Genomic DNA, 23305 nt, shown 5'->3' on the forward strand with positions numbered 1-23305 from the left:
CTCGCGCTTTTACACCTATAGCTGCGCCGGAGCCCCTATGACTTCCCCAACCCAACCCCCTGTCGACGCGGCTGACCTCGTCGATTCGGCCACCGCCGACGGCGTTGAAAAAGCCGAGATCCCGGCGTTCAAGTTCCCCTTCAAACCGGGTGAGCTGGCCGGCGCCAAGAATGCCAGCCAGCCCTGGTACAAAGGCGGCGCCAAGAACGGCCATACCAAGACGCCAGGCATGGCGCCTCCGGGCACTCGCCGCTCCATGGGTAAACGCTAAGATTAAAGCGTTGCGTGCGTTATAGGCAGTTGCCTACATCGCCCGTGGACATTTCTGCTTGTAGGTCCGCGACCGATTCTTGAAAGCTTGCACAGCGTTTGCTTCGTCCCGATGACGCTCATCGGGGCGTGGTGAGTCAGTTTTCCGGAAAAGGACATTCCCGTGGCCCTGATACATCTTTGTGCGGTGCTTGCCTTCTTGCTCTCGACAAGTGTCGTTGCCGCCGACGTTCAACCGCGGCGTGAAATCCGATTCGCCGTCGCCGCGCATTTCCCGCCTTTTCAAAGCCGCAATTCCCAAGGGCAATTGGTGGGGCTGAATATCGAACTGGGCAATGCCCTGTGCGAGCAACTCAACGTGCGCTGTACCTGGGTTGACCAAGTCGTCATGGAAAATTTCCCGGCCCTTGAAGCCAGGCAGTTCGACGCGATCATGGGCATGGCGCCCACCTGCAGTCGGCGGCGACGGGTGAGTTTTACCCATGATCTCTACCCGATCACCACTCGGCTGGTGGCGCGTAAAACCTCGGGCCTGCGCCCTGATCGACGGTCCCTCAGGGGCAAGCGTGTCGGGGTGCTGGTGCGCAGTAATCGGGAAGCCTTTGCCCTGTCGCAGTGGGCGCCGGCAGGGGTAATCATCAGGAGTTTCTGGCTCAACGACCAACTGGTGCAGAGCCTGGTTTCGGGCGATATTGACGCGTCCCTTCAAGGTGCCGTGGAGATTCGTGAGGCCCTGCTAGACACGCCCCAGGGCCTGGACTTCAATTTCATGGGGCCGCCTGTGTCGTCTGGCCTGCTGGGTAATAGCGTGGCGATTGCGGTGCGAAAAACCGATACTGCGTTGCGCAATGAGCTAAACCACGCGCTTGAACAACTGATACAGAATGGCGAATACCAGCGCGTCCTCCAGCCCTATCGCCTCGATGTATTGCCCTCCCGTCCATGATCGCTAATGTGTGTGCAGCCGAAGTTGAGTAGATACCTATACCGCAATGAGGCCGCAGCGGCCTAAGCCGCCCTCAACGAGATAAACGCATAATTGGCCGGCACCTCGGTGGCAATGTGCGCCCCGGCATCCAGCACCATTTCAGCGATGTCTATCCCGGACACATGAAACACCCATTCATTGGCCACTGCCGGCTGTTCAACCGCCTGTTCAATGGCCTGGGCAAACGCCTGCATGTTCGGCAAGTACGCGGTAAACCCGTCGCCCTTGAGCGCGGTCGTGCGAATGCCAAGCAACGCGCATACCGCTTCCTTGGTCTGCACGTCATCTCGGTCGGCCTGGCGTGAACGCCTGATCAGTTCGGCCAGTTGCGCATCCATCAACTCACCACCGACGATCAGCGCAGGGCCTTGCTCCCAGGATTCCGCCGGGCAGTCCTTGGCGCTTGGGTTTAGTGGGATATGCGGGTTGATCTCCATCGGGTAGATACGGCACACCAGCGGGCGCCGTTCGTAGATGCGGCAGCGGTTGTCTTCGTCAAGATTCCGGCAGCGTCCGGCGTTGTAGGCGGCAAAGGTAATTGCCACAAACGCCTCGGTATTGCCGCTGGGCACGATCACTGAACGGCGCTCGGCATGTTCCCGTTGTTGCAGGGGCAGGCCCAGGCCGTTACCCAGAAAGCCCTCCACCAGAACGATGACGTTACCGCCGTCCGCGGCCCAGCTGCGGGCTTCTTCGAGGGTCAGGGGCACGTGATGGTCGCTGCAGCATTTACCGCAACCGACGCAGGAAAAGTGTGTGTTCATGGCGGATCTGTCACCAGGCAAGGTCAGAGGGCACGCTTGAGGGGTGACGGGTTTTTACCTCTATCTACCGCTCAGGGGCTCTGGAAGCAAATTATGCGCCAGTGAGGATCAGCCCTTGGATACGATGTCGCGCAGCACAAACCGCATGCCCGCACTTTCATACAGTTGCCGGGCGCGCAGGTTGCTCTCCAGCACCTTGAGGTCCACATAGGGTTCGCCGCGCTGCTTGAACACCTGGAAGCTGTGCAGCAGCAAGGCGCGGCCCAGCCCTTGGCCTTGGGAACAGGGGTGTACGGCAAGGTTCTTGATAAAGGCGCTGGTCCAGCATTGCGCCACCGCGAGAACACCGTCGCGGTTACTGGCCACCAGGCACAGCGTCGGGTCGTACTCGGCATCGGTGACAAACTGCCGGCGCCACTCATCCAGGTGGCCGACACGGCCGCCGCCCTGGTCCTGGGTCATGCGCAGCACGGCATGGATCGCCGGGGCCAGTTCATCGCGATAATGATCCAGCCGGGTATCCGCTGGCCACTGCGGGGCGGGCAGGCTGCCGGTGAGGTCGCGACGCAGCAGCTGGTAATACTCGCCCAAGGTTTACAGGCCCTTTTGCGCCACGGTTTGTGCGGCGACGACCAGGCATTTGGTCAATTCTGGGGATGAGAATTTGGTGAGTACCGAGTCGGCACCGGCCAGGCGTGCTTTTTCGCTGTTCATCGCACTGTCCAGGGAGGTGTGCAACAGCACGTAGAGGTCCTTGAAATCCGGGGTTTCGCGCAGGGTGCGGGTGAGGGCGTAGCCGTCCATTTCAGACATCTCGATGTCCGACACCACCACGTTGATCTGTTCAACCGTGCCTTGCAGCTCCAGCAGCACGTCGATGGCTTCCTTGGCGCTGCGGGCGGTGTGGCAGGTCAGGCCGAGGTTGCGCAGGGTGTGGACCGATTGCTGCAAAGCCACTTGGCTGTCGTCCACCACCAGGATGCGGGCATTGCCCAGCACTTCGGCTTCTTCCATGGTCAGGTCGGTCGGCGCTGCTTCAACCGGTGCCGGGGCGATGCCATGGATGACTTTCTCGATATCCAGCACCTGCACCAGGCCACCTTCCACCTGGGTCACCCCGGTGATAAACGCCCGATTGCCGCCGGAGCCGTAGGGCGGCGGGCGGATATCGGTGGTCAGGCAATGCACGATCTTGCTCACCGCCTGCACGTGCAGGCCCTGCTTGGAACGGCTGACATCGGTGACGATCAGGCAGCCGCCGTCCGGGTCTTGCAAGGGCATTTCACCCAGGGCGCGGCTCAGGTCGATCACCGAGAGTGAAGCGCCGCGCAAGGTGGCGATGCCTTTGACGTGCGGGTGGGACTCCGGCAGCTTGGTCAACGGCGGGCAGGGGATGATCTCGCTGACTTTCAACAGGTTGATGGCCATCAGCTTGCCGCTGCGCAAGGTAAAGAGCAGAAGCGAGAGTGAGTCTGCGCGGGCTTTGGTGGTGGACATAAAAACCTTCTGTGGATCAGGGATGACGATCTATACACCGTTATCGACCCTTGCCCCGAAAACTGTAGGAGCGAGCTTGCTCGCGAAGAACTTGAAAGCGCCGCGTTAAAACAGATTTTGCGCGTTATCGTTGACGTTTTTCGCGAGCAAGCTCGCTCCTACAGTGGGGTGGGGTGTCAGCCCTTCCAGGCTTGGGGGTTCACCAGATCCTGCGGGCGCTGGCCCAGCAGGGCGCTGCGCAGGTTGTCCACGGCGCGGTTGGCCATGGCTTCGCGGGTTTCACCGGTGGCCGAACCAATATGCGGCAGGGTCACCGCATTGCTCAGTTGGAACAACGGCGATTCAGCCAGCGGTTCCTTTTCATACACATCCAGCCCGGCACCACGAATGCGCTGGGTTTGCAGGGCTTCGACCAGCGCCGGCTCATCCACCACCGGCCCACGGGAAATATTGATCAGGATCGCGCTGGACTTCATCAACCCCAGCTCCCGGGTGCTGATCAGGTGACGGGTCTTGTCGCTCAACGGCACCACCAGGCAGACGAAATCCGCCTCGGCCAGCAACTGCTCCAGGCTGCGAAACTGCGCGCCCAGTTCCTGCTCCAGCGCGGTCTTGCGGCTATTGCCGCTGTAAAGGATCGGCATATTGAAGCCCAGGCGCCCACGCCGGGCCACGGCTGCGCCGATATTGCCCATGCCGACGATGCCCAGGGTCTTGCCGTGCACATCGCAACCAAACAAAGGCGCGCCCACGCTGGCTTTCCATTGGCCTGCCTTGGTCCAGGCGTCCAATTCGGCCACGCGGCGGGCGCTGCTCATCAGCAACGCAAAGGCCAGGTCGGCAGTGCTCTCGGTGAGCACATCGGGGGTGTTGGTGAGCAGGATCCCGCGCTCGTTGAAGTACGGCACGTCGTAGTTGTCGTAGCCTACCGATACGCTGGACACCACTTGCAGCTTGCTCGCGCTTTCAAGCTGCTCGCGGCCCAGCTTGCGGCCCACGCCGATCAAGCCATGAGCATGGGGCAGGGCTTCGTTGAACTGAGCATTGATGTCACCCAGCTTGGGGTTGGGCACGATCACCTCGAAATCCTGTTGCAGGCGTTCGATCATGGGCGGGGTGATACGGCTGAAGGCCAGGACAGTCTTTTTCATTGCAGAACTCCACTCAACATGTGGGAGCTGGCTTGCCTGCTCCCACAATGAATTTATAGGGGGTGGGGAAGCAGCGTGCCAAAATCAGGTCGCCATCCGCACACCACCCACACCGCCGCTCAACTCATACGCCACCAATTCCGCCTGGTGCGCCGCCAGAATCTCCGGCAACGAACCGCGCAGGTATTCCACCCAGGTCTTGATCTTTGCATCCAGGTATTGGCGCGAGGGGTAGATGGCGTACAGGTTCAGCTCCTGGGAACGGTAGGTCGGCATCACTCGTACCAGCGTGCCATTGCGCAGCCCTTCGATGGCGGCGTACACCGGCAGCAGGCCGACGCCCATGCCGCTGGTGATCGCGGTTTTCATCGCGTCGGCCGAGTTCACCAGGAACGGCGACGTGTTGATTGCCACGCTTTCCTGGCCTTCAGGGCCATTGAAGGTCCATTTGTCCAGCTGGATCACCGGGCTGACCAGGCGCAGGCACGCATGGTTGAGCAAGTCCTGGGGCCGTTGGGCGCAGCCCTTGGCCTTGACGTATTCCGGTGAGGCGCAGGCGATGCTGTAGGTGATGCCCAGGCGCTGGGACACGAAACCTGAGTCCGGCAGTTCGCTGGCCAGCACGATGGACACGTCGTAGCCCTCGTCGAGCAGGTCCGGCACGCGGTTGGCCAGGGTCAGGTCGAAGGTCACGTCGGGATGGGTGCGGCGGTAGCGGGCAATCGCGTCGATGACGAAATGCTGGCCGATGCCGGTCATGGTGTGCACTTTCAACTGCCCGGCGGGGCGCGCATGGGCGTCGCTGGCTTCGGCCTCGGCTTCCTCGACGTAGGCGAGGATCTGCTCGCAGCGCAGCAAGTAGCGTTTGCCGGCTTCGGTCAGGGCGATGCGCCGGGTAGTGCGGTTGAGCAAGCGGGTTTGCAGGTGGGCCTCAAGGTTGGAGACCGCGCGCGAGACGTTGGCCGTGGTGGTGTCCAGTTGCACGGCGGCGGCGGTGAAGCTGCCGGCTTCGGCCACACAACTGAAGGCGCGCATGTTTTGCAAAGTGTCCATGGAGTGTTCTCAAGGGAGATAGCAAATTGTGACAGAAAGTTACGCTTTCAGTGATCCCTACCAACGGATTATCGCCTGAACGGTAACAAAGATTCACAGGAATGCCAGCTTATCGTCCTCCATGGCGCCGCCTAGAATTGCGCCACCTCTCCCGCAACACCCTCTCAGGAATTCGCTTGCCGTGCCGCGTCGCATCAGCAGAGAGCTGAAGACTCTCAGTGTTTGGGCTTTAACGTCAGTCATCAGCGGTTGCATCGGAACCGGAGGAATCGCCCCGCAAGGCCAGGCGATCAACGCCAATACCCTGGCCACCGACGCCGCGATCCAGAGCGCCGCCCGCGACGCCCACTGGCCCACCGCCCAATGGTGGCAGGCCTACGGCGACCCGCAGCTCAACCGTTGGGTCGAACTCGCCACCCACAACAGCCCCAGCCTGGCCGTGGCCGCCGCCCGTGTGCGGCAAGCCCGAGCGCTGGCCGGAGTGGCCGAGTCGGCCGAGTCGCTGCAGATCAACAGCGACACCACCCTCAAGCGCCACAACTGGCCCAAGGATCAGTTCTACGGCCCCGGCCAATTGAGCGGCGCCAACACCTGGGACAACAATTCGTCCCTGGGCCTGAGCTACGCCCTGGACCTGTGGGGCCGGGAAAGCAACAGCACCGAACGCGCCGTCGACCTGGCGCACATGAGCGCCGCCGAAGCGCGCCTGGCCCAGCTCGAACTGCAAAACAACGTGGTGCGCGCCTATATCCAGCTGTCGTTGCAGTACGCCAACCGTGACATCGCGGCCGCCACCCTGGCCCAGCAACAGCAGATCCTGGACCTGGCCAACAAACGCCTGGCCGCCGGGATCGGCACTCACTTTGACGTCAGCCAGGCCGAAACCCCGCTGCCGGAAACCCATCGCCAACTGGATGCCTTGGACGAGGAAATCGCCCTGAGCCGTAACCAACTGGCGGCGTTGGCCGGCAAAGGCCCGGGGGAGGGCGCGCAATTGCAGCGCCCGACCCTGGCCCTCGCCGCGCCGTTGAAATTGCCCTCCAGCCTGCCCGCGCAGTTGCTCGGCCAACGCCCGGACGTGGTCGCCAGCCGCTGGCAGGTAGCAGCCCAGGCACGGGGTATCGATGTGGCTCATGCAGGCTTCTATCCCAACGTCGACCTGGTCGGCAGCCTTGGCTACATGGCCACTGGCGGCGGCATGCTGGAATTCCTGGCCGGCAAGAAATTCAACTACAACGTCGGCCCGGCGATCACCTTGCCGATCTTCGACGGCGGCCGCCTGCGTGCGCAATTGGGTGAAGCCAGTGCCGGCTACGACATCGCGGTGGCCCAGTACAACCAGACCCTGGTCAATGCGCTCAAGGGCATCAGCGACCAGTTGATCCGCCGCGAGTCCATGGACAAGCAATCGACGTTCGCCGCGCAGTCGGTGGCCTCGGCGCAGAAAACCTACGACATCGCCATGATCGCCTATCAGCGTGGCCTCACTGACTACCTCAACGTGCTCAACGCCCAAACCTTGTTGTTTCGCCAGCAGCAGATCGAACAACAGGTGCAGGCGGCACGCCTCAGTGCCCATGCCGAGCTGGTGACCGCCCTGGGCGGCGGCCTCGGTGCTGGCGACGATGTGCCCACGGCTGCCAAGACACTCCCAAGCAAGACTCCGGCGGCGCTCGCCGTGTTTGATCACTGAGTAGGCCTTGATGACTCCCTTGCCTGCACCGCTGCGCTGGCTGCATTCCCTTGAGTGGCGCCGTGGTTTCTTCGACTGGGCACGCAGCGATGGCGTGACCTGGGTGTATATCTTCAAGGTGCTGGTCGCCGCGTTCCTGACGCTATGGCTGGCCATGCGCCTGGAACTGCCGCAACCGCGCACGGCGATGATCACCGTATTTATCGTGATGCAGCCCCAGAGCGGCCAGGTGTTCGCCAAGAGTTTCTACCGTTTCCTCGGTACCCTGGCAGGCTCGGCGGTGATGGTGCTGCTGATCGCCTTGTTTGCGCAGAACACCGAACTGTTCCTCGGTGCGCTGGCGATCTGGGTGGGCATTTGCACCGCCGGTGCCACGCGCAACCGCAACTTTCGCGCCTATGGGTTCGTGCTCGCCGGCTACACCGCGGCGATGGTCGGCCTGCCGGCCCTGGCCCAGCCGGACGGCGCCTTCATGGCTGCGGTGTGGCGGGTGCTGGAAATTTCCCTGGGGATACTGTGCTCGACACTGGTCAGCGCCGCCATCCTGCCGCAGACCTCCAGCGCCGCCATGCGCAACGCGCTGTACCAGCGCTTCGGTGTGTTCGCGCTGTTCGTGACCGACGGCCTGCGCGGGCGCAGCCAACGCGAAGGGTTCGAGGCCAGTAACGTGCGCTTTATTGCCGAAGCCGTGGGCCTGGAAGGCTTGCGTAGCGTCACCGTGTTCGAGGACCCGCACATGCGTCGGCGCAACGGGCGGCTCAGTCGCCTCAACAGCGAATTCATGAGCATCACCACACGCTTCAACGCCTTGCACCAATTGCTTGAACGCTTGCGCGCCGATGAGGCCGACCATGTGGTGGCAGCGATCAAGCCCGGCCTGCAAGACCTGGCCGAAGTGCTCGACAGCTTCTCTGGCCGCGCCCTCACCAGCCCCGATGCCGCGCGCCTGGTCAACCAACTGAGCGCCTACAAGGACGGCCTGCCCGCCAAGGTGCGCAGCCTGCGGGCGAGCTTCCAGGAGGACAACCCGACGGACGCCGAGCAGTTGGATTTCCACACCGCCTACGAGCTGCTGTACCGCTTCGTCGACGACCTGCACAACTACGCGCAAACCCACGCGTCCCTGGCCGAGCATCGCCATGCGCGGGAGGATTGGCACGAAGCCTACACGCCAAAGACCAACTGGTTGGCCTGTGCCGCTGCCGGTGTGCGCGCCTCGTTTATCCTGGTTGTGCTGGGCAGTTACTGGGTCGCCACGGCCTGGCCCAGCGGCGCCACCATGACCCTGATCGCGGCGGCCACGGTGGGCCTGTCTGCTGCCACGCCCAACCCCAAGCGCATGGCGTTCCAGATGGCCTGCGGCACCTTGATCGGCGCCTTGGTCGGCTTTGTCGAAATGTTCTTCGTGTTCCCCTGGATCGACGGTTTTCCGCTGCTGTGCGTGATGCTCGCGCCGGTGATCATCTTCGGTGCCTTCCTGTCTTCACGCCCGCAATACGCCGGTGTGGGTGTGGGCCTGCTGATCTTCTTCAGCACCGGCTCGGTGCCGGATAACCTCACGGTCTACAACCCTTACACCTTTATCAACGACTACATCGCCATGGTCATCGGCATGCTGGTGTGCGCGGCGGCGGGGGCGATTATTTTGCCGCCCAATAGCCGCTGGCTGTGGCGCCGCCTGGAGCAAGACCTGCGTGAGCAGGTGGTGTATGCCATCAGCGGCAAGCTCAAGGGCCTGGCGTCAAGTTTTGAAAGCCGCACCCGCGACCTGCTGCACCAGGCCTATGGCCTTGCGGTCGGCCAGCCGCAGGTGCAGCGCGATTTGCTGCGCTGGATGTTCGTGGTGTTGGAGGTCGGCCACGCAATCATCGAGTTGCGCAAGGAGCAGGCGATTTTGCCGGTGCATCCGGCCTATGCCGAGTCCCAGCCGTGGCGCCAGGCGATCCGTGTGATGGGGCGCTCGTTGGTGCGCTTGTTCCTGCAACCCAGCGCCAGCAACCTGGAGCGCGGGTTGATTGCCGTCGACCATGCGATCAGCCGCGTGCAGGCCACCGACGAACCCTTCGCCCCGCACTTCGACACCTCGGCCCTGCGCCGGGTGAAGAGCTACCTACACTTTATTCGCACCTCGTTGCTCGACCCACAATCGCCACTGGCGGCCCTCAAAGGAGCCCCGAATGCCTCGTGAAATTGCATTTCACGGCATCTATATGCCGACCATGACCCTGATGTTTTTGATCGCAGCGGGGCTGGCCTGGGCGATTGACCGCTTCCTGGCCGGGTTCGACTTGTACCGTTTCTTCTGGCACCCGGCGCTGCTGCGCCTGAGCCTGTTCGCTTGCCTGTTCGGCGCCCTGGCGCTGAGCGTCTACCGTTGAGAATGCCCCGATGAAAAAGTTTTTCAGCCTGCTCGCCACCTTGCTGGTTCTGGCGTTGGCGATCTGGATTGGCCGCACGTTGTGGGTGCACTACATGCAAACGCCATGGACCCGCGATGGTCGGGTGCGCGCCGACATTATCAATGTGGCGGCTGACGTCACCGGCGAAGTGGTGGACGTGCCGGTACGCGATAACCAGTTGGTGAAAAAAGGCGACCTGCTGATGCAGGTCGACCCCGAGCACTACCGCATTGCCGTCAAGCAAGCGCAATCGCTGGTGGCCTCACGCAAGGCCACCTGGGAAATGCGCAAGGTCAACGCGCACCGCCGCGCCGACCTCGACGCCCTGGTGATCTCCAGGGAAAACCGCGACGACGCCAGCAACATCGCCGACTCGGCCCTGGCCGATTATCAGCACGCCCTGGCGCAACTGGAGGCCGCCGAACTCAACTTGAAGCGCACGCGAGTGCTGGCGGCGGTGGACGGTTATGTCACTAACCTCAACGTGCATCGCGGCGACTATGCGCGCATCGGCGAAGCCAAAATGGCCGTGGTGGATATGAACTCGTTCTGGGTGTATGGCTTCTTCGAAGAAACCAAACTGCCCCATGTGAAGGTGGGCGACAACGCCGATATGCAATTGATGAGCGGCGAGACCTTGAAGGGCCATGTGGAAAGCATCTCGCGCGGCATCTACGACCGCGACAACCCCGAGAGCCGTGAACTGATCGCCGATGTGAACCCGACGTTCAACTGGGTGAGGCTGGCCCAGCGTGTGCCGGTGCGGATTCACATTGATGACGTGCCGGAGGGCGTGTTGTTGGCGGCCGGGATTACCTGCACCGTGATCGTCAACCCTTCACAGCCTTGAAGCGGACTAGGGCCCGAACCGCACCAGCATGCGCTGCCCCACCCGCAGTGAATCCGGCGGCGGTTGATCGAAGGCCAATATGCATTCGACCGTGCGCATATTGGCCCTGACTTGCGGGTCGTCCTCCAGAGTGCTGTTGCCCAGCACCGCACTGATGCGCACCACGTGGGCAGTCAGCGGCGATTCACCGTTGCCGCTGTCGTCCGTGACTTCGGCCTTCATGCCCACAACCACCGCGCCGGTGAATGACTCGTTCAGCTCGGCGCGCACGATGCGTGGCTGGTCGGGCAGCAAGATAAATGCGGCCCCGGCGTGCGCGGTTACGGCGGCGCCAGGTTGAACCAGACGACGCACGACTTCGGCGTCTATGGGCGCACGCAGGCTGCGCAAGGCCAATTCGTAGCGTGCCGCAGTGAGCTTTCTTGCTGCGGCCTGGGCGTCGCTCTGGTTCTGTTCAAGCGCATCGCGCAAGCGTTCGGCGTTCTCGTGGGCCTCATCCGCGCTCTGATTATCGCCCGCACCTGCGGCAGCGGCTGTGGCCAGGCGCGTGGCGCGCTGCTCGGCAAACTTGAGTTGGCGTGCCAGTTGCCTGGCCTGCACCTCCACCTGTTGCTGTTCTGCCAGCGCGGTCGCCACCGCCAGTTGCATCGGTTCACTGTCCAGTGTGGCGAGCAACTGGCCCTTTTTCACCGACTGGCCTTCATTGACCTTGACCTCGGCAACCACGCCGTCGCGGGTGGCGCCGAGTTTGAGCAGGCCACCTTCCACATCGATGCGCCCGCGCGCTACTGCGAGGTACGCCGGGGCCGAGGCGCTGGGCTTGGCGGGAACATCTTCACGGGAGCAGGCGCTCAGCAACAGCAGGGCGCTACCCAAGGCTAACCAGGGGCGAAACAGACGCGGGTTCATACAGAGTGTTCCTGGGGACAGACGCTCAGCGCCGGTTGGAGGGCAGGGGAGGTGTCGTTGAGAATGCGGCCGTCCTCGATGGCCAGCACCCGGTCGGCGTTGCTGATCAAGCGGGGGTCGTGACTGACGCAGAGCACCGTGGTGCCACGGGTGCGGGCAATGCGATGGAGGATGTCGATCACGATGTGACCGTTGGTGGCGTCCAGGGCACTGGTTGGTTCGTCGGCGAACAGCAACTCGGGCGCCTTGGCCACAGCGCGAGCGATAGCCACGCGCTGTTTTTCGCCGCCAGACAACTGCGCCGGGCGCAGTTTCAGGCGTGCGCCCAGGCCGACTTCTTCCAGCGCCTCGATGGCGCGCTGCCGTATGTCCTTGGCAGGCAGCCCGAGGTAGCTCAAGGGCAGTTCCACCTGCTGCTGTGCGGTCAACGCCGGGAACAGGTTGAAGCCCTGGAACACAAACCCGGTGTGGCGCAGGCGAAATTGCTCCAGGGCGCGCCTGTCGAGCTGGGCCAGGTCTTGCCCCAGCGCGGTTGCGCTGCCTCGGTCGGGGCGCTGCAAGCCGCTGAGAATCGCGAGCAGGGTGCTTTTTCCACAGCCCGATGGCCCTGAGATCAGGGTCAGCTCGCCAGGGTGTATCGCCAGGCTGATGTCATGCAGCACGGGCGTGACGATGCTGCCTGAAGTAAAGGATTTGCCGATTCCGCTGGCGTGAAGGGTGACGGGCATTGCCGAATTGAGGAGGCGCATGGGTGAGTTATCTCAGAAGGCTGGCCGGGTCGGCGTGGCGCAAGGTGCGGATGGCCGCCAGGCCTGACACGAGGGCCAGGGTCATGCTCAGCAGCAGGCACGCCAGGGCTGCGACGGGGGAGAGTTGCACCGGCACGTTGTAGTAGCCGGCGAGCGCAAAGAGCAGGCCAGCGAGCACCGAACTGCCCAGCAGTCCCAGGGCCCCGACCCAGAACGCCTGCTCCATCACCACTTGGCGCAGGGCCGTGACACCGACGCCCAGGGCGTTCAGGGTCGCGTATTCGCGGATCGAGCCGACCACCGCCGCCACCAGCGTCTGGCTGGTGATCACCGCGCCTACCAGAAATACGATCGCTGCGAGGAACAGCACGCCGGCACCGGCGCCCGTGTCGAACATCCAATACAGCTGCGAGCGCTGGGCGAACTGTTGTGCGGTCCAGACCGCGTAGCTGCCGAACGCGGCACCGTCGCCCAGGCGTGCGGCCACCGCTTCGGCCTGGGCGGGGTCGCGCACTTTCGCCACCAGGTAGGTGATGCGGTCTGGCGTAGCGCTGGTATCCAGTTGCCGGGCGGTGGCCAGCGACGCCAGTACATTCACCCCGCCCAAGGCGCGCAGGCCGCTGGTCACGCCGACCACGCGCACGCGATGACCGTTGATGGTCGCGGTGTCCCCCAGGTTAACGCCCAGGCTGTCCAGGTCGGCGCGGTCGACGATCACCGCTCCGGGCTCATCCAGGCGTGCACGCAGTGCGGTCGGCAGTGCGCGTTCGAACATCAGGCCCTGTGGCCCCGCATCGATACCCGACACAAACACCGAGACGCCGCCGGTGTCCCGTGCGCCGCGCCAATCTGCATCGACCCAGCGGAACGGTTCCACTCGCAGGACATCGGCGTCCATGCGCAAACGCATCTCCACCCCGGCGTTGATCGGCCGGCCGAGATTGACGCTTTGGGTACCGGGGTAACCGACCCACAGGTCGGCCGTGGAGCCGGTGATGTACACACTGGCGCTGCCGAAGATGCCCAGCACCAGGGCTGCCTGCAACAGTTGCAGCAAGCCGGCGAAGCCTACGGCGATCATCGCCGGCAGGAATCGGCGCCATTCATGCAGCAAGGTCAGACGGGCGAGTGCGACCATCAGTCAGCCTCCCTCAAGGTGCCTGTCGGCAACGGCGCGCCACCGAGCGCCTTGTACAGTGCGATGTAGGCGACCCCGCGTTCAGTGCTGGCGCTGTCGGCCTGTTGCAGGGCCTGCTGTGCCTCGAGCTCGGCGCTCGTCAGGTCCAGCGTGCTCATCAGTCCCAGGTTCGCGCGCTGTTGCAAGGCGTGCAGGTGCGCTTGCGTTGCGGTGCTCACCTGGCGTGCGGCTTGCTCGCGCAATCGCGCTTGCTCCAGGTCACCCAGCGCTATTTCGACCTGTGTCACGCCTTGCAGCACCGCGTTGCGGTAATCGAGCACGGCGGCCTTCAATTGGTGATGCTTGGCGCGTGCGGTGGCGGCGCGCTGGCCCCAGTCGAACAACGGAATGCTGATCCCCGGCCCGGCTGAGAAAATCGCGTCGCCGCTGGGGGTGCGCTTGCGATTGCTGGCAATGTTCACGGACCACTGCACCGAAGTGCCCAGGCTGAGGCGCGGGTACATATCGGCGCGGCTGATGCCCAGTTCCCCGGCGGCCACCAGCACCTCGGCCTCGGCGCTGGCGATTTCCGGGCGCGTGCGCAGCAAGTCTGCTGGCACCTGGTTCAGTTGCCATGGGCCCAGCGTGGGGAGCGGTTGCGGTAGCAGCCAGCGCGCATCCGGCTCGGCTTGCCCCGACAGCAACGCCAACTGCTGCGCGTGGCGGTTGATCAGTTGGCGCGGCGTGCTCAGGCGCATCTCGGCCTGCGCCAGTTCGGCCTGGGCGGCGGCGACGTCAGCGGGCGAGGCCAGGGCCAGGTGTTCACGCACCCGCAACAGCGCGAGTTTTTCCTGCAGCAGGTCACGCTGGCGGGCCAGGCCACGTTCTGCCTGTTGCGCCTCGCGCAGCGCCAGCCACTGTCGCGTGACCTCGGCGGCCAGCGACACCTGTACGCTGCGCAAATCGGCCTGCACCCGCCACTGGTGACCCTGTGCCAGCCGATCGGTACTTTGCCGGGCGCCGAACAAGGGCAGCTCCCATTGCGCGTCGAAGCCGATCAGAAAATACGAGGTGCGGGTATCAGGGCTGATCGCATCGTGAGTCTTCACGCCCAGCGCAGGCAGGTAAGGCGCTTGTGCGCTCTGACTGAGCACACGGGTGGCCCGCAGCCGCTCAATGGCAGCGCCGACGTCCAGGTTGTTGCGCAGTGCGCGGTCCACCAACCCATCCAGTTCGGGGTCATTGAAGGCCCGCCACCATTGATGCAAGTCGGGGCTGTGTTGCGCCAGGCCGGAAGGCGTGTTGCGCCAGGCCTGCGGCGTGGACGGTGTCAACGCCGGCAAGGGCGCTACCGAACAACCGGCGATTAACACCAGGGACAACGTGCACAACGTCCGACCGGAGCGCGATCTGCTAAGAGGCTTGATAGGTGTCACCCAAGAGATATCTGAACGGCGCGACTCTACTCATAGCGTCCGTTCAGTTCTGTTGGGAAATTGTATAGCGGTGAGGTATCAAGCCTGACAGTAAGTCTCGTGCAAGTGCCGCCACAACAACGCACCACTGGCCTGTTTTTCGAACACCACGGTAGCGCGGCGGTCGGTCTGGGTGCCGCTGTCGTCAATCTGGTGCTCGCGATACGTGACCGTGGCGCCGCGTGCATGGCGGTCGATGCCGGTCATTTCACTCAGGGTGATTTTCAGTCCCGGACGCATTCCGCCCAGGCGTGTGAACAGCGCAATTACCCCCGCTGTATTTACCCGCGTGCCGGTGGCCGGGGCGATCATGCTGAACTCGGGTGAGAAGCGTGCGAGCAAACTCTCCAACGTCCCGGGCGGCGCGACCCCGGCAAACCATTGCTCGATCTCGACGTGGGTCTGGATCACTTCTTCAAAAAAATCGCTGTAGTCAATCATGGTCAGGCTCGCTGGAGGGGTGAAGCAGTGCGAATACCCTGGAGGGGTCCAGGCGCAGCACGGCGAAAAGTGGCAACAGCGTCAAGGCTGCCGCCATCGTGAAGGTAATGGCAAAGGAATCCAAGGCCGACAGCACTGCACTGAGCACGGCGGCGCCGACGCAGAAGCTCACTTGGCGGTTGATATTCCACAGGGCACTGGCATGGCCCATGCGTGCGGCGGGGATGTCGAGAAAGGCCAGGGTTTGTGCGGTGCTGCTGCACAGGCTGCCGCCCAGGCCCATCAGCGCGTAGGCCGCAATCATAAGGGCGGGCTCGTTGAGCAACAGGATGCCAGTGCATTGCAGCGCCATGCCCGCCAGCAGCAAGGGTTTGGGGCCGCAGCGATTGAAGAGTTTCTTGCTCAGGTAGATAGCCACTGCCGAGGCCAGCGCCCAGGGCAACATCAGCGCGCCGGTCTGGGTGGCGTCATAGCCCAGGCCGCGCACGTAGAGGATGGCAATCAGGCTGGTGCCGATAAATACCCCGGGAATGCACAGGTAGACCAGCATCGCCACGCGCAGCATCGGGCTGGCAACCTGCTGGAAAATACTGCTCAGGTCCAGAGGTGGGCGCACGCGGGTGGGCGCGTCGGGTTTTATCCACAGCAGCGCCAGCAGCAGGGTGATCAACGCCAGGGGCAGGTTGGCGTAGAAAATCCAGCGCCAGGACAGGTGGTCGACGATCACCCCACCCAATGCAGGAGACAACGCGGGCACCAGCAACGCCACCGACATCACCCGCGCCGTCAGGTGGCTGCGCTCGGCGGCGGGAAAGTGCCGGTAAGCCATGGCTTGCCCCACGGGAATCAGCAAGCCGCCGCCCAGCCCTTGCAATGTGCGCCAGCCAATCAGCGCCTCTATGGAACCCGCCTGGCCCACCATCACCGAGGCGCCCGCGAACAGCAGCAGACTGGTGGCGATCAGCGTGCGTTCGCCCAAGATCGCTGCCAGCCAGACACTCAAGGGAATGATCAGGGTCAGACCGAGCATGTAGGCGTTGCTGACCCACGCCAATTGCGTGACCGAGGCGTGCAGCTCGCGGGCGATATCCGGGTAGGCGACGGTGGCGACAAACATGTTCACCAGATCCAGGGCAAAGCCCAATAAAAAGATCCAAGCGACTTTCGAGCGGTAGGTCATGAACGCGATCCTGCGAATGAAGCTGGCAGGGTAGGCCGCACGCTGGGTTTGGGATACGCCGGTTTGCCTGCTAGTTTGTCAAAAATATTTTGACAAAGGAGGTGTGGCCCAATGGTCAGCCTGGACCGATTCGATACCTTCAAGGCCGTGGTCGAGGCCGGCTCGCTCACCGCTGCCGCGGACCTGCTGGGCCAGACTCGCGCTGTGGTCAGCTTCAACCTCAAGCGCCTGGAGGCGGAGCTCGGCGTCACCCTGCTGACCCGCAACACCCGCCAATTGGCACTCACCGACGCGGGGGAGCGCTTCTACCTGCGCTGTACGCGCATGCTCGAAGAGGCGCGATTGGCGGTGGAAGAGGCTCGCTCTGAACATGCACAGCTCAAAGGCACTCTGCGCATCACCACCACCGTCGAATATGCACTGGCCGTGGTCGCTCCGGCGGTCGAGGCCTTTCGGCGACTGCACCCGGACCTGAACGTCCACCTCTCCACCTCCTCCACCCACGCCGACTTGATATCCGAGCGTTTTGACGTGGCGATTCGGCTGGGGCGCTTGCTGGACTCCAATCACCGCGCCGTGCAGTTGTCCACATTCGACGTGTTCGCCGTCGCGGCGCCGCAGTTTGCCGCAGTTCAAACCCTGGCTGAGTTGGAGCAGCTGCCCAGGCTGGGCCATGGCCGCTTGAGCGAACTGAGCGTCACCGACCCGGCAGGTCTCGAACACCCCTATCGAGCCGGCCCGTCAGCCTTGGTGGCCGACAGCGCGGCGGTTCTCCAGGCGTTTGCGGTGCGGGGCCACGGTGTGGCGGTTTTGCCGCAGTGGCTGGTGCAGGAAGACCTGAAGGCCGGACGGCTGGTACGCGTGTTGGCGGACCATCACTTCGCGCCCCAAGGGGTTTACGCGATGTATCCGGATACCCGGCACCTGCCGCTGAAGGTGCGGGCGTTTATTGATTTTATGAAGGGGGAGTATCAGTTGGTTAGTTGACGGATGACATTTACGAGGACAGGGGCAAAAGGCTTCAGTCGATTTTTCGCATCGGGCAACCTTAAGTCTTCCAGTAGCATCTTCATAAGCTCTCCGTCTTCGGCTTCAAGTTCATTGCCTTCCATTCCATAGTCGAAGAGCAGCGTATCAAGAATGGATTTTCTGGCGCTGAACAGCGTGCGATTGTTTTCACGGCGGTCGCCAAGGTTCAGCACTTGGATGGACGTGATTGCCCTGGGGCTCAAGCCCTCCACACGGCCTGATAGATAAAACTTCAGTTCGGTTTCGCATTCGTCCATCAAGGATGTCAGTGGCAATGCCTGATGTGTATGAGCTTTGCCGCACTGTTTGCTGCGGTTGCAGCTGGCGACGATATTTGAATAATCGAGCGTCCGATGGGGATGGGTCTCCCGCGCCGCAACGTGTTCGTTATGGGCGGTCTCTTGGGTAATTGCATGGCAACAATACGCGCACAAACCATGCTGCTCTTCGATACAGCCCTGGCGAATACTGTTTCTTTCTTCGTGGGTTAGATCGGAGTAACGACCTTTCGGATTGTCGCGTATCCATTTTGTCAATTCTGCCGGTTCATTTCCTTTGGTGATTTTACGCACTGCGCAACTCCAGCTTGCGAATCAGAAGGGCGGCTTTGGTCAGTTCGATATGGCCAGGGGGCAGGTCAGTGGACAGCTCTTCGAACAGTGCCTTGGCGTCTTTCAGCTTTTTGTCTTGCAGTAACTCCAGCAAGCGATCCAGTCGAGACTGAACTTCACTGTTGCGTATATCTGTGTCCATGACGCTGAGCAGTACCTGATTGGCATCAAGGCCGTATAGGCCGGTTCGCTCCTCAAGTTCGCCATCGTCGAGGACGTAGCACAGGACGTCCTTGGTATCGCTGATCACCAATGGGGAGTGGGTCGTCAGGATGAATTGGCAGTTGGGGAAGGTTTCGGTGAGTTGGTGGATCAGGCGGCGTTGCCACTTGGGGTGCAGGTGTAGATCTACTTCGTCGACGAGTACGACGCCGTAGCCATGTAGCGGGTTTTTCAGGGAGGGATTCATCATGGCAAGACGACGAGCTATATCGCCAACCAAGGCCATCATGGACTTTTCGCCTTGTGATAATTGTGAAACATCCAACGTTTGGCCGCATTTATCGATTGCCATGTGCAAATGTGGCCGACGCTGAACGCGCAGGTTAGTGAAACCTGGCATGAACGCTCCTATGGCGGAACGGACGGCTGTTAACTGTCGATCACGAGATGAGGCGTGTGCTTGTTCCAGGAATTTCCATAGTTGACTTTCTGGTGTGCCAATAATTTTTTGCACTTCTGCTAATGCACTGGCCGAAATGCCGGTTTCGTTTTCGCTATCCTCTCGCTCCCGGAACCATTCGAAGAAGCGGCGAAAGTCGACACCCCGATTTAATGAGTTGTCGTAGCCGTCCAGTTGGTTAAAGCTGTGCCGGGTTTTTATTTTTAGGGGAATTTCGAGTACTGAACGTTCGACTGGATAGTAAGCAATGAGGGGAACAGACGCGTTTTCGTCATGCGTTAAATTGTCCCTATAAACATTAGCCAGGGCCGATGTATCGGCGAGTTCGCTAGCGACCTTTGTTTTCCGCCCCCGCCTGGACTTTGCCAATGACCAATGGAAGTCGACAAACAGCTCTTCAGCCTCAATAGAGATTGACGCAACGTTTGAACCGTTATGTAAGGCGCTTTCTTCTATCGGGCTGCCGCTGCCGCTTTCTGATCGAATTCTTGCAACCAACCAGCTAAGGGAGGTGGCCAGTGACCTGAGAATTGTTGTTTTTCCCGCCCCATTGTTCCCCACAAACACCGTCACCTTCGACGCACGCTTTTCGGTAGGCGCAAAGGCGACTTCCAAGTCGGTAAAACGACCGACGTTTTTCAGTCGAATTTTTCTGATTTGCATCGCATTACCCTTGTGGGGCCAGTCAGTTTCTAGAGGCAGGCGGCGATTATGGCATTCATCCGGAGTTTTGACAGGTAGGCTTCACGCTTGCTTACAACACACCACCCAACCCAAAGCGCTTCCTCAACACCTTCTCCAACAACCCCTTGGGCAACAGCGCCGCCATCAACGGCAGCGCCCGGCTGCCGTTGCCGGAGCGCAACAGGCGCGGCGGCTGCGCTTGCTGCACCGCCTTGAGCACGTCTGCAGCAAATTCATTGGCTGGGGTTGGCTTGTTCTGGGACGCTTGGCTACGTGCACGAATGCCCTCGCGCAACGGCCACCACGGCGATTGTTCGTTAATCAGCAGCTCGGCCTGGGCACCGGCATTCTTGGCAAAACTCGTATTGATGGCGCCGGGTTGGACCTCCATCACCCGCACGCCAAACGGCGCCAACTCCATGCGCAGTGCATCACTCAAGGCGTGCACGGCGGCTTTGGACGCACAGTAGGCGCCGGCGAACGGCGTGACCAGCACACCGGAAACACTGCCGATATTCACCACCAAGCCCTTGTTGCGGCGCAGGGCGGGAAACAACGCCTGGGTCACGCCGACGATGGAAAACACATTGGTTTCGAATTGGCGCTGCATCGCTTCGGTTCCGCCGTCCAGCAATGGGCCCATGGCGCCGTAGCCGGCGTTGTTGATCAGTACATCCAGCTCGCCCCACTGCTCCGACAAGCGTTGTAGGGCAGCGCTGTCGTTGACATCCAGTTGTAGGGCATTAAAGCCTGCGGCGGTAAGCGCGGCGACGTCATCGGGTTGGCGGGCGCTGGCCCATACCTCGAAGCCTGCGGCTTTGAACGCATCGGCGAGTGCGCGGCCGATGCCGCTGGAGCAACCGGTGATCAGTACGTTGGGCATGGGTCCATCCTTTGTCAGTCCGAAAAACTACCTTGCAGGTGCTCGGCGCGAAATTCCAGGGTTTGTGGGCGATAGCCGGGGCGCAGTGGCGGGGTGGGCAGGCAGTCATCCCAGGTGGCGCCGGCCTGCAGCTCGCCGGGGCCGCGATAGCGTGGAGCGGCGTAGACGTTGTCGGCCAGGTTGACCGTATCGCCCGGTGCATAGGCTGCCACGCGCCAACGCAGTTCGGTGAGTGGTACATCGTTGCCGTTGTTGAGGGTCAGTTTGAGCGGTCGGTCGGCGGGGCAGTCTTGCGGCGCGTAGGTGATGCGCAGCTCAAGGCGCGCCAGTTGCGACGCTTCGCGGTTATCCAGCCATACGACCCAAACCGCGACGAAGCCCAGGCCAACGGCAGCGGCCAACGATACCGGCAGCGCCTTGGCCGGGTAGCGCAGCAGCAGGATCAGCCAGGTGATGATCAGGAGAACGCCGAAGAACATGGGGGCCACCTCGAATAGGGAGCGAGCATCCTAACTTAAGCGTAGGCGGGATTGGTTGGCTTGAGCATTGTGTTGGCCGCACGAACGCCATCGCAGGCACCGTCACTACAAATCCCAAATAAAAAGCCCCCACCCAACCCACTGCGGATAGGGGACGCAATGGGCTGGGCGAGGGCTTCTTGTACGACTGTTTTACTGCGCGATAGTTTTCACCGAAACACCTCGCTCAACCGGTGTCGAGCGCCCGTAGATATCTTCGAAGCGCTCGATATCGTCTTCGCCCAGATAGCTGCCCGATTGCACTTCGATGATCTCCAGCGGGATCTTGCCCGGGTTGCGCAGGCGGTGCACCGAGGCGATTGGGATGTAGGTGGACTGGTTTTCGCAGAGCAGGAACACGTTCTCGTCACAGGTGACTTCGGCGGTGCCGCTGACCACGATCCAGTGTTCGGCGCGGTGATGGTGCATCTGCAGCGACAGGCACGCACCTGGCTTGACCGAGATGTGCTTGACCTGGAAGCGGCCGCCCATGTCCACCGAATCGTAGGAGCCCCACGGGCGATAGACTTCGCAGTGGTTCTGGGTCTCGCTGCGGCCTTGCTCGTTGAGGGTGTTGACCATTTGCTTGACGCCCTGGACCTTGTCCTTGTGGGCAATCATCATCGCGTCTTTGGTTTCCACCACCACGATGTTGTCCAGGCCGATCACCGACACCAGTTTGCCGTTGCCATGCACCATGCAGTTGCGGCTGTCCTGGATCACCACGTCGCCTTTGCTCACGTTGCCGTTTGCGTCTTTCTCGTTGACCGCCCACAACGAGGCCCAGCAACCCACGTCGCTCCAGCCGGCACTCAAGGGCACCACGCAGGCGCGCTGTGTTTTTTCCATCACGGCGTAGTCGATGGAGTTGTCCGGGCAGCAGGCGAAGGTGGCGTCGTCGAAAGTCACGGTGTCGGCGGTCTGCTCGCTGCGTTCCAGGGTCAGTACGCAGGTGTCGTAGATGTCCGGATCATGCTTTTTCAGCTCTTCCAGGAAGCGGCTGGCGCGGAACAGGAACATGCCGCTGTTCCAGAAGTAGCCACCGCTTTTGACGAACTCGACCGCACGTTTTTCATCGGGTTTCTCCACGAACTGCTGCACGCGGCTCACGCCTTCGGGCAGCAGCGAGTCGTTGGTGGACTTGATGTAGCCATAGCCGGTTTCCGGGCGGGTGGCCGGCACGCCGAACAGCACCATCTCGCCACGCTCGGCGGCCACGGTGGCCAGGGCCAGTGCACGTTGCAGGGCTTTCTGATCGTCGATCACGTGGTCGGCGGGCAGTACCAGCATCAGCTCGTCACGGCCTTCGTTGACCAGCATCATCGCGGTCAGGGCCACGGCCGGCGCAGTGTTGCGGCCGAAAGGTTCCATCAGGATGCGCTGGCACTCGAGCTTGCGTGCGCTCAGTTGCTCGTTGACGATGAAACGGTGGTCTTTGTTGCAGACCACAATCGGGGAGTCCATACCTTCGAACACCAGGCGCTCCAGGGTTTGCTGGAACAAGGTGTGTTCGCCGGTCAGGGCCAGGAACTGCTTGGGGAACTGTTTACGCGAAAGCGGCCAAAGACGTGAGCCGCTACCACCGGAAAGGATTACTGGGATCATGGTGTTTCTCCTTGAATCGATATGGGTCAGAGCCTGTGGGAGGGGGCTTGCTCCCGAAAGCGGGGTGTCAGTCGGCACATCTGCAACTGAGCCACCGCATTCGCGAGCAAGCCCGCTCCCACAAGGGATGAGCGTCAATTTCAAAAGCTAATCAGCGGGTCGATACCGGGCGTTTCACCCAGACTGGCGACAGGCTCGAGCCCGAGCCGGTGACATACAGCACCGCCGCTTCACCGCGTTCCAACGCAACCGGCTTCACATCGCCGACTTTCTTGTCACCGTCATACAGCGCCAGGCTCACTTTCACCGGGTTGATTTCACGTTCGCCACGGCCCTTGGCGGCCACCGACTTGACCACGTCGGTCTTGCCGTCGGCGGTTTTCAGGGTCAGGGCCTTGTCGCTGAGGTTCTGCACGCGCACCAGGGATTTCTGCTTGTTCTTGAACGGCGGTTCTTCGATCAATTGCGGCTGGCCGCTGCCGCTGTTGACCAGGGTGTAGTAGTGATCGGCGGCGAGTTTGACCGGCACCGTCTGGCTGCCGACCTTGGCGCTGTAGTCTCCGCCCGGCATGAAGCTGAAATCACTGCTGGCCAGTGGCGCAACCTCGCTGAGGTTGGTGCTGCCGACGGTGGCGCTGACTTCCTGATTGCTGGCGTTGTAGATGCGCACGAAGCTCGAGCCCTTTGGCGCGGTCGGGCCGTACAGGGCGGCGTCACCGGCAGCGAAGGCCGACAGGGATACGAAGCTCAGGCCCGCTGCGATAGCCAGGGTTTTAGCGAGACGACGAGGAGTAGTAGTGAAAGTCATTGTGAGTTA

The 23305-nt window shown here is 62.1% G+C and carries 24 protein-coding genes; 7 read left to right on the forward strand and 17 right to left on the reverse strand.

Features of this window, described 5'->3' with window-relative positions:
• The first annotated feature begins 37 nt into the window (after window positions 1–37).
• Together BUE92_RS13195 and BUE92_RS13200 are read left to right on the forward strand one after the other, a co-directional pair.
• Complete coding sequence (locus BUE92_RS13195) at window positions 38–271, forward strand: hypothetical protein (RefSeq protein ID WP_034126350.1); 234 nt, start codon at window positions 38–40, stop codon at window positions 269–271.
• 162 nt (window positions 272–433) lie between these two features.
• A complete protein-coding gene (locus tag BUE92_RS13200; RefSeq protein ID WP_073524143.1) occupies window positions 434–1216 on the forward strand; it encodes a transporter substrate-binding domain-containing protein in 783 nt (260 codons plus the stop codon).
• Between the two features lie 62 nt (window positions 1217–1278).
• On the opposite strand, the gene BUE92_RS13205 is transcribed toward BUE92_RS13200, so the two are convergent.
• The 5 genes from BUE92_RS13205 to BUE92_RS13225 form a co-directional block, all read right to left on the reverse strand.
• On the reverse strand, window positions 1279–2022 hold the full coding sequence (locus BUE92_RS13205) for a YkgJ family cysteine cluster protein (protein ID WP_073524145.1): 744 nt from the start codon (window positions 2020–2022) through the stop codon (window positions 1279–1281).
• Window positions 2023–2130: 108 nt separating this feature from the next.
• On the reverse strand, window positions 2131–2613 hold the full coding sequence (locus tag BUE92_RS13210; RefSeq protein ID WP_073524146.1) for a GNAT family N-acetyltransferase: 483 nt from the start codon (window positions 2611–2613) through the stop codon (window positions 2131–2133).
• Between the two features lie 3 nt (window positions 2614–2616).
• Window positions 2617–3519, reverse strand: coding sequence for a chemotaxis protein CheV (locus BUE92_RS13215; protein WP_073524147.1), 903 nt, complete (start codon window positions 3517–3519; stop codon window positions 2617–2619).
• Between the two features lie 176 nt (window positions 3520–3695).
• Window positions 3696–4670, reverse strand: coding sequence for a 2-hydroxyacid dehydrogenase (locus BUE92_RS13220; protein WP_073524148.1), 975 nt, complete (start codon window positions 4668–4670; stop codon window positions 3696–3698).
• 84 nt (window positions 4671–4754) lie between these two features.
• On the reverse strand, window positions 4755–5723 hold the full coding sequence (locus BUE92_RS13225) for a LysR family transcriptional regulator (protein ID WP_073524149.1): 969 nt from the start codon (window positions 5721–5723) through the stop codon (window positions 4755–4757).
• 181 nt (window positions 5724–5904) lie between these two features.
• Between BUE92_RS13225 and BUE92_RS13230 the strand changes: the two genes are divergently transcribed.
• Genes BUE92_RS13230 through BUE92_RS13245 form a run of 4 tightly spaced genes read left to right on the forward strand, consistent with a single transcriptional unit; the run spans window position 5905 to window position 10665 of the window.
• Complete coding sequence (locus BUE92_RS13230) at window positions 5905–7416, forward strand: efflux transporter outer membrane subunit (RefSeq protein ID WP_073524150.1); 1512 nt, start codon at window positions 5905–5907, stop codon at window positions 7414–7416.
• Between the two features lie 10 nt (window positions 7417–7426).
• Window positions 7427–9604, forward strand: coding sequence for an FUSC family protein (locus BUE92_RS13235; RefSeq protein ID WP_073524151.1), 2178 nt, complete (start codon window positions 7427–7429; stop codon window positions 9602–9604).
• Window positions 9594–9794 (forward strand): DUF1656 domain-containing protein, encoded by a 201-nt coding sequence (locus BUE92_RS13240; RefSeq protein WP_005784982.1) that lies wholly within the window; start codon window positions 9594–9596, stop codon window positions 9792–9794. Before BUE92_RS13235 ends, BUE92_RS13240 begins: the two co-directional genes overlap by 11 nt.
• A 10-nt stretch (window positions 9795–9804) precedes the next feature.
• Window positions 9805–10665, forward strand: a complete 861-nt coding sequence (locus BUE92_RS13245; RefSeq protein WP_073524152.1) for an efflux RND transporter periplasmic adaptor subunit — start codon at window positions 9805–9807, stop codon at window positions 10663–10665.
• 6 nt (window positions 10666–10671) lie between these two features.
• On the opposite strand, the gene BUE92_RS13250 is transcribed toward BUE92_RS13245, so the two are convergent.
• From BUE92_RS13250 to BUE92_RS13275, 6 genes are all read right to left on the reverse strand, one after another.
• The gene (locus BUE92_RS13250; protein WP_073524153.1) at window positions 10672–11574 is read right to left on the reverse strand and encodes an HlyD family secretion protein; all 903 of its coding nucleotides are present in this window, start codon (window positions 11572–11574) and stop codon (window positions 10672–10674) included.
• Window positions 11571–12323, reverse strand: coding sequence for an ABC transporter ATP-binding protein (locus tag BUE92_RS13255; protein WP_073524154.1), 753 nt, complete (start codon window positions 12321–12323; stop codon window positions 11571–11573). Before BUE92_RS13255 ends, BUE92_RS13250 begins: the two co-directional genes overlap by 4 nt.
• A 7-nt stretch (window positions 12324–12330) precedes the next feature.
• Entirely contained in the window at window positions 12331–13461 is a 1131-nt protein-coding gene (locus tag BUE92_RS13260; RefSeq protein ID WP_073524155.1) for an ABC transporter permease, read from the reverse strand.
• A complete protein-coding gene (locus BUE92_RS13265; RefSeq protein ID WP_256673961.1) occupies window positions 13461–14813 on the reverse strand; it encodes a TolC family protein in 1353 nt (450 codons plus the stop codon). The genes BUE92_RS13260 and BUE92_RS13265 overlap by 1 nt, the downstream gene beginning before the upstream one ends.
• A 141-nt stretch (window positions 14814–14954) precedes the next feature.
• Window positions 14955–15356, reverse strand: a complete 402-nt coding sequence (locus BUE92_RS13270) for a DUF4440 domain-containing protein (protein ID WP_073524157.1) — start codon at window positions 15354–15356, stop codon at window positions 14955–14957.
• Window positions 15349–16536 (reverse strand): MFS transporter, encoded by a 1188-nt coding sequence (locus BUE92_RS13275; RefSeq protein ID WP_073524158.1) that lies wholly within the window; start codon window positions 16534–16536, stop codon window positions 15349–15351. The genes BUE92_RS13270 and BUE92_RS13275 overlap by 8 nt, the downstream gene beginning before the upstream one ends.
• A gap of 111 nt (window positions 16537–16647) precedes the next feature.
• On the opposite strand from BUE92_RS13275, the gene BUE92_RS13280 reads away from it, so the two are divergent.
• Window positions 16648–17523 carry a LysR family transcriptional regulator gene (locus tag BUE92_RS13280; protein WP_073524159.1) on the forward strand — a complete coding sequence of 292 codons (876 nt, stop codon included), beginning with the start codon at window positions 16648–16650 and terminating at the stop codon, window positions 17521–17523.
• Here BUE92_RS13280 and BUE92_RS13285 read toward each other — a convergent pair.
• The 6 genes from BUE92_RS13285 to BUE92_RS13310 form a co-directional block, all read right to left on the reverse strand.
• Window positions 17508–18137: a retron system putative HNH endonuclease gene (locus tag BUE92_RS13285; protein ID WP_073524160.1), complete on the reverse strand. Its 630-nt coding sequence runs from the start codon at window positions 18135–18137 to the stop codon at window positions 17508–17510. The genes BUE92_RS13280 and BUE92_RS13285 overlap by 16 nt on opposite strands.
• Window positions 18130–19461: an AAA family ATPase gene (locus tag BUE92_RS13290; RefSeq protein WP_073524162.1), complete on the reverse strand. Its 1332-nt coding sequence runs from the start codon at window positions 19459–19461 to the stop codon at window positions 18130–18132. The genes BUE92_RS13285 and BUE92_RS13290 overlap by 8 nt, the downstream gene beginning before the upstream one ends.
• 91 nt (window positions 19462–19552) lie before the next feature.
• Window positions 19553–20365 (reverse strand): SDR family oxidoreductase, encoded by an 813-nt coding sequence (locus BUE92_RS13295; protein WP_073524165.1) that lies wholly within the window; start codon window positions 20363–20365, stop codon window positions 19553–19555.
• A gap of 14 nt (window positions 20366–20379) precedes the next feature.
• Window positions 20380–20844: a hypothetical protein gene (locus BUE92_RS13300; RefSeq protein WP_034126362.1), complete on the reverse strand. Its 465-nt coding sequence runs from the start codon at window positions 20842–20844 to the stop codon at window positions 20380–20382.
• 192 nt (window positions 20845–21036) lie between these two features.
• Window positions 21037–22488 (reverse strand): mannose-1-phosphate guanylyltransferase/mannose-6-phosphate isomerase, encoded by a 1452-nt coding sequence (locus BUE92_RS13305; protein WP_073524166.1) that lies wholly within the window; start codon window positions 22486–22488, stop codon window positions 21037–21039.
• Window positions 22489–22639: 151 nt separating this feature from the next.
• Window positions 22640–23296: an alginate O-acetyltransferase AlgF gene (locus BUE92_RS13310; protein ID WP_073524167.1), complete on the reverse strand. Its 657-nt coding sequence runs from the start codon at window positions 23294–23296 to the stop codon at window positions 22640–22642.
• Window positions 23297–23305: the final 9 nt, after the last annotated feature.

It is taken from the genome of Pseudomonas fluorescens (assembly GCF_001902145.1).
In the GTDB taxonomy this organism is placed as follows: Bacteria; Pseudomonadota; Gammaproteobacteria; order Pseudomonadales; family Pseudomonadaceae; genus Aquipseudomonas; species Aquipseudomonas fluorescens_BV.

Excerpts from the sequence above, each read along its gene's own strand:
- BUE92_RS13195 (WP_034126350.1), top strand. The coding sequence starts at position 38 with ATGACTTCCCCAACCCAACCCCCTGTCGACGCGGCTGACCTCGTCGAT.
- BUE92_RS13205 (WP_073524145.1), bottom strand. The coding sequence starts at position 2,022 with ATGAACACACACTTTTCCTGCGTCGGTTGCGGTAAATGCTGCAGCGAC.
- BUE92_RS13215 (WP_073524147.1), bottom strand. The coding sequence starts at position 3,519 with ATGTCCACCACCAAAGCCCGCGCAGACTCACTCTCGCTTCTGCTCTTT.
- BUE92_RS13220 (WP_073524148.1), bottom strand. The coding sequence starts at position 4,670 with ATGAAAAAGACTGTCCTGGCCTTCAGCCGTATCACCCCGCCCATGATC.
- BUE92_RS13225 (WP_073524149.1), bottom strand. The coding sequence starts at position 5,723 with ATGGACACTTTGCAAAACATGCGCGCCTTCAGTTGTGTGGCCGAAGCC.
- BUE92_RS13235 (WP_073524151.1), top strand. The coding sequence starts at position 7,427 with ATGACTCCCTTGCCTGCACCGCTGCGCTGGCTGCATTCCCTTGAGTGG.
- BUE92_RS13240 (WP_005784982.1), top strand. The coding sequence starts at position 9,594 with ATGCCTCGTGAAATTGCATTTCACGGCATCTATATGCCGACCATGACC.
- BUE92_RS13245 (WP_073524152.1), top strand. The coding sequence starts at position 9,805 with ATGAAAAAGTTTTTCAGCCTGCTCGCCACCTTGCTGGTTCTGGCGTTG.
- BUE92_RS13250 (WP_073524153.1), bottom strand. The coding sequence starts at position 11,574 with ATGAACCCGCGTCTGTTTCGCCCCTGGTTAGCCTTGGGTAGCGCCCTG.
- BUE92_RS13255 (WP_073524154.1), bottom strand. The coding sequence starts at position 12,323 with ATGCGCCTCCTCAATTCGGCAATGCCCGTCACCCTTCACGCCAGCGGA.
- BUE92_RS13260 (WP_073524155.1), bottom strand. The coding sequence starts at position 13,461 with ATGGTCGCACTCGCCCGTCTGACCTTGCTGCATGAATGGCGCCGATTC.
- BUE92_RS13270 (WP_073524157.1), bottom strand. The coding sequence starts at position 15,356 with ATGATTGACTACAGCGATTTTTTTGAAGAAGTGATCCAGACCCACGTC.
- BUE92_RS13275 (WP_073524158.1), bottom strand. The coding sequence starts at position 16,536 with ATGACCTACCGCTCGAAAGTCGCTTGGATCTTTTTATTGGGCTTTGCC.
- BUE92_RS13280 (WP_073524159.1), top strand. The coding sequence starts at position 16,648 with ATGGTCAGCCTGGACCGATTCGATACCTTCAAGGCCGTGGTCGAGGCC.
- BUE92_RS13290 (WP_073524162.1), bottom strand. The coding sequence starts at position 19,461 with ATGCAAATCAGAAAAATTCGACTGAAAAACGTCGGTCGTTTTACCGAC.
- BUE92_RS13295 (WP_073524165.1), bottom strand. The coding sequence starts at position 20,365 with ATGCCCAACGTACTGATCACCGGTTGCTCCAGCGGCATCGGCCGCGCA.
- BUE92_RS13300 (WP_034126362.1), bottom strand. The coding sequence starts at position 20,844 with ATGTTCTTCGGCGTTCTCCTGATCATCACCTGGCTGATCCTGCTGCTG.
- BUE92_RS13305 (WP_073524166.1), bottom strand. The coding sequence starts at position 22,488 with ATGATCCCAGTAATCCTTTCCGGTGGTAGCGGCTCACGTCTTTGGCCG.
- BUE92_RS13310 (WP_073524167.1), bottom strand. The coding sequence starts at position 23,296 with ATGACTTTCACTACTACTCCTCGTCGTCTCGCTAAAACCCTGGCTATC.